A 5094-nucleotide genomic window follows, 5' to 3' on the forward strand; every position below is an offset into this window, starting at 1 on the left:
TGCGCTCAATGTGACAAAAGAATTATACTTAATGTGACAAAAAGGATTGTGCTTAATGAGATATTTGGACTGTGTTTAATTTGAGAACTAAGAGATTTTAGTTTTTTTGAAGTCTGGGTTTGGGATTTATGATATTGGTTGGTTTAGAATTTTAGATTTTGGAGGTTAGACATTTCGACTGCGCTCAATGTGACAATATGAATACACTCAATGTGACAATAGGAATACGCTCAATGTGACAAAAAGGATTGTTATTAATGAGGTGTTTCGATTGTGTTTAATTTGAGAACTAAGAGATTTTAGTTTTTTTGAAGTCTGGGTTTGGGATTTATGATATTGGTTGGTTTAGTATTTTAGATTTGGGGAGGTTAGACATTTCGACTGCGCTCAATGTGACAATAGGAATACGCTCAATGTGGCAAAAAGGATTGTTATTAATTTGGTATTTGTAGTTAATAACAAAACAAAGAGGTCGACTAAATAATTAGTCGACCTCTTTGTTTATATGTGTTGATAAATGTTTATAGATTAAACGTCATCCCAAGGTTTAATGAGAATTGGTTATGAATATCGATTAAATCGTCTGGATCGTATTTTGCTAAAGGAAAAGAAGCTTCTGTATACACCCCAAAGCCATCTGTAAAGAAATAACGTGCCCCAACGTGGCCACCAAAATTCTTAAGACTTAAATTTAATCCAGGATAAAGATCAAAGTTTTCATCGATGTTTATAACGTTACCTAAGTTAGCGTTAAAACGCGCTTTTAAATCAAAACGGTCTTCAAAGTCAAGATTTTCAATCCAACTAGCACCTCCTAAAGCATAAGAAGAAGAGACACCAATAGAGATGTTTTCACCTAAACCGTGATCGAAACTTACATTAACACCTGTAGCACTATCTTGGAAATTAGCACCTACTTGGAATTTCTGATCTCCTTTACCTTCAAAGGCTTGTGCGTTACCAAAACTAAAAGCTAATAAAGCAACTGCAAGTAAAATATTTTTCATGTTTTTCATTTTAAAATAGAGGTCAAATATACAAATAGTATTTTATTTATGTCAGAAAATTAGAGGAATCACTTATGTGTTTCTGAGGGCTTTTTTATTTTTCCAATCGATCCATTTTTGACCTTTTATATATCGCATTACATTATCTATGTTACGCATTATAAAAAGGTTATAAATAGCTTTGCTTAAATTTTTAGGGTTCTGAGCAATGCCCCGTAAGCTCATAGAAAAGCCAGGGGTAAGGTAGCGCATGTAATGCCAGTAACCTTCTGGTATGTATAAGATTTCTCCATGGTTAAGGTTGCACACCCAACCTTTGGCGTGTTTTAAGTTGGGCCATTTTTCTAAATCTGGATTATGGAAATCGATATCTTCTCTGGTGATTAACGCATAAGGGACTTTATATAAATACTTATTTTGTTTCTGGTCGAATAAAATGCATTGCTTTTTACCTTCAAAATGAAAGTGAAAAATATTAGCTAAGTCAATATCATAGTGCATAAAGGTGTATGAATCCTTTCCTCCAAAAAATAACATGGGTAGTTTTTTAAATAGTTGCAATCCGAAATCAGGAAACTGAAAGTCTTTTTGAAGTTGCGGCACTTCCTTTAGGATATTCCATAAGAAAATGCGGTATTTAGTAGGTTCGCGTTTCAGTAAATCTACATAATCACTCATTTTCATTTCAGCATGTGCTTCATTGAATTTGTTATTGTGACTTATGGGTCTGTCGTCATAAAGTGGTACCGTTTTATTACCTGCTACTTCTTTAATATAATCTAAGTTCCATTTGGTATAGGCAGGCCAATCTTCTATATAGTGCTCAATAACCACTGGTTTTTGTGGTTTGAAGTAATTTTTTATAAAATCTTCCTTAGTGATGGTTTTAACACGTGGTATGTCTTGAAGATTAAGTTTCAAAAGGCGTAAAGGTTTAGAATTTAAAGTTACAAAAACCTAAGTTAAGGTTTAAAATGAAGGTAAAAGAAAAGGCTTCAAAATTAATTGAAGCCTTTTTTACTTAGAATATGTTCTCGATACAATTTACAATCCGAAAGCTTTCAGATTGTAAATCACTCGAACTGCCGTTTTGGTAGTTTAGAGTTTTCGATTTATGAAAACAAGTATTGGTTTCCTCTGCTTTAACATTAGTTCTCGATACCATTTATGACCCGAAAGCTTTCGGGGCATAAATTACTCGAACTGACGTTTCCACTTGGACAGAGATGTGATTATTCTTCAATTGTAGCATCACCTGATTCAACTGATGTTGATTCAATTGGTGTAGCTTCAATCTCTTTTTTATCTTTTCCTTTTAAATATTCAGGTAAATCCATACCAGCCATATTAAACATTTCTTGTAAAGGTGGTACTGATTTGTACATACCAGATAAGAAGTTAGCTGTAGATGATTTTCCATCTTCTCCATTAGCGCCGCTATCCCAAACGGTAACCTTATCAATTTTAATGTTTTTAATCGCTTCAGATTGAATTTGCACCAATTCTGGTAATTTATCCGCAATCAATAATAATACAGCATCTCTACTATTATTACCAGCAGCTTTTACAATTTGCTCCATACCAGAGGCTTGCTTAGTTAATATTTCAAGCTGTCCTTGTGCTTCTGCTTGTGCTTTAAATAAAATAGCATCTGCTTCCCCTTTTGCTTTTCTTCTAATACGTTCTGCATCTGCTTCAGCATCAATTTCAGCTTTTTGTTTATCTATTTCAGCTGGTACAACGATATCTGCTAATTGGGTTGAGCGTACACGTTCTGCTCTTGCAATTTCGGCATTTTTTTCTGCAGCATAAGCTTCTTCTAAAGCTTTTGCAGCTTGTACTTTTTCAGAGGCATTAGCTCGTTTTTCTGCTTCTGCTTCTTTTTCTCTTCTTAAAGCATCCGATTCTGCAATCGAGATTTTTGCTGTGTTTTCTCCATCAATAGCACGTGCATTTGCTTCCGATGTTTTAATTCTTTCATCTTTTAAAGATTCAGCTTCACCAATTTTTGCTAATGCAATAGCGCTTGCTGTTTGTACTCTTTCGTTCTGGTTTGCGTTTGCTTCACCAATTTTTGCAAGTGCATTAGCCGCTGCAATTTGAGTACGTTCGTTTTGTGCTGCATTTGCTTCACCAATTTTTGCTTTAGCATGCAACTCTGCAACTTGTGTTCTTTCATCTTGTTCTGCGTTAGCTTCACCAATAGAACCATCTCTAGTTTTCTCTGCAACTGATTTACGTGCTGCGTTAATTGCATGAGCTGCGGCTTCTTTACCAAGAGCTTCGATATAACCAGATTCGTCAACAATATCTGTAATGTTTACGTTAATCAGTTTTAAACCTACTTTCTTTAATTCTGTTTCTACAGATTGAGAAATGTTAGTTAAAAATTTGTCACGGTCATTGTTAATTTCTTCAATATCCATAGACGCTACGACTAAACGTAACTGACCAAAAATGATTTCTTTTGCTAGTTCTTGAACATCTTGTGCTCCTAAACCTAATAAACGTTCTGCTGCATTTTGCATAACACCAGGTTCTGTAGATACCCCAATTGTAAAACGAGATGGCACGTTAACTCTAATGTTTTGTTTAGATAATGCATTAACCAAATTCACTTCAATTGAAATTGGTGTTAATTCTAAGAATTCATAATCTTGAATTACAGGAATAATAAAAGCAGCACCACCATGGATACATTTGGCAGATTGGCCTCCTCCAACTTTTCCGTATACGACTAAGATGCGGTCAGATGGACAACGTTTGTAGCGTTTTATTAAAATTAATAATGTGACTACAATAAATAAGACTACAAAAATTAGTAGCATAGGTCCGCCAAGTCCTTGTATATTAACTGTTTCTTGAATGGTTAGTAAGTTCATTTGCATATAGGTTTGATTGGTTAAATTTTAATTATGATAGTTTTTTTTGTGGGTTATTGGGTAATGCTTTGCTATTTTCAACTTTTGAAGGTTGAATTGGTTTACGTGTTCTATCTACGATGAGAATTCCGTTTGAAGTCACATCCACGACTTTAATTATAGTTCCAGATTTTAGTTCTGTTAAAGAATCGGTTAGTGCATCAAGTTCTCGCATGGATCCTTGAACACTAACAGTTACTTTTCCCATAGTTGTTCTGTCTGCACCGATGGTTAAGTAGACTTCACCAACAGTATCTAAAGCATTTTTATATTTTAAAGTTCCGCTATCCGAAAGCTTACTTATAAAGTAAAAAAGAGAGGCCATAATTACCATCATCAATAAGCCAGAAATGATAGATATGATAATCGTTAGAGGTTTTGAAAGTCCGGCATCGATACAAGTAATACCACTCCAACCAAAAATGGTAAAGAAAGCGACAAGATTTTTAAAAGATATAAATTGAAATCCGGCTTCTACATCTATTTCAGAGTCAATATCCCCAATCTCGTCAGCATCACCTCCAACAAAAGTTAATACCATAACGATAGAAAAGATGAGCGAACCTATAATGGCAACGAGCCAATATACTTGCGCTAGAAAATCTAAATTTAAGTACCATTCTGTCATGAGATTTCGTTTAAATTTTGAGTTAATAAATATACAACCATTGTAAGCTTATGCAATCTTTTTTTTTGAAAGTCAATTAGGTTACGTGTGGTAAACAATTTTGAATTTTTTAAGTGCTTTTTTTTGTTTTTTTGAAAAGATTTGATTCAAAAATTCGACAATTAAAAAAGGTGAAGTTTTGGGTTTAAGTTCGGTCGTTTTTGTGCTTATTTTTTTACTAATTTGATTTGGGTAATGATTGGTTTACAAAGTATAAGTAGCGTTTGTTGAGGTTTTGTTACAGGTAATTTGAGAAATATTTTGTTTTAGAGACCTAAAGGTTATTGTTTGATAGGTTCTCGATACTATTTTTCGTTCCTCAAAATCACTCGAACTGACGGTCGTATTTGAAGTGATGTTTAGGGTTTTGTTTTATGATTTTGTAGGTTTTGTGGATTCCTGCTTTCTCAGGAATGACAAAATGGTTGCTTCTCGATACAATTATTTTTCACTGCGTTACAAATAATTACTCGAAGTGACGTTTTTGTAGTGATTTTAT

Annotated in this window: 4 protein-coding genes; all 4 read right to left on the reverse strand. The window is 33.9% G+C overall.

Features of this window, described 5'->3' with window-relative positions; all coding sequences use genetic code 11:
- Positions 1–521: 521 nt before the first annotated feature.
- Positions 522–1007, reverse strand: a complete 486-nt coding sequence (locus tag HSX10_RS18400) for a DUF6646 family protein (RefSeq protein ID WP_173589721.1) — start codon at positions 1005–1007, stop codon at positions 522–524.
- A gap of 72 nt (positions 1008–1079) precedes the next feature.
- Entirely contained in the window at positions 1080–1928 is an 849-nt protein-coding gene (locus HSX10_RS18405; RefSeq protein WP_173589722.1) for a cupin-like domain-containing protein, read from the reverse strand.
- Between the two features lie 311 nt (positions 1929–2239).
- Positions 2240–3889, reverse strand: a complete 1650-nt coding sequence (locus HSX10_RS18410; protein ID WP_173589723.1) for a flotillin family protein — start codon at positions 3887–3889, stop codon at positions 2240–2242.
- A gap of 31 nt (positions 3890–3920) precedes the next feature.
- Complete coding sequence (locus tag HSX10_RS18415; protein WP_173589724.1) at positions 3921–4556, reverse strand: hypothetical protein; 636 nt, start codon at positions 4554–4556, stop codon at positions 3921–3923.
- Between the last annotated feature and the right edge of the window lie 538 nt (positions 4557–5094).

Origin of the sequence: Winogradskyella undariae (assembly GCF_013285155.1) — a bacterium.
Classification (GTDB): Bacteria; Bacteroidota; Bacteroidia; order Flavobacteriales; family Flavobacteriaceae; genus Winogradskyella; species Winogradskyella undariae.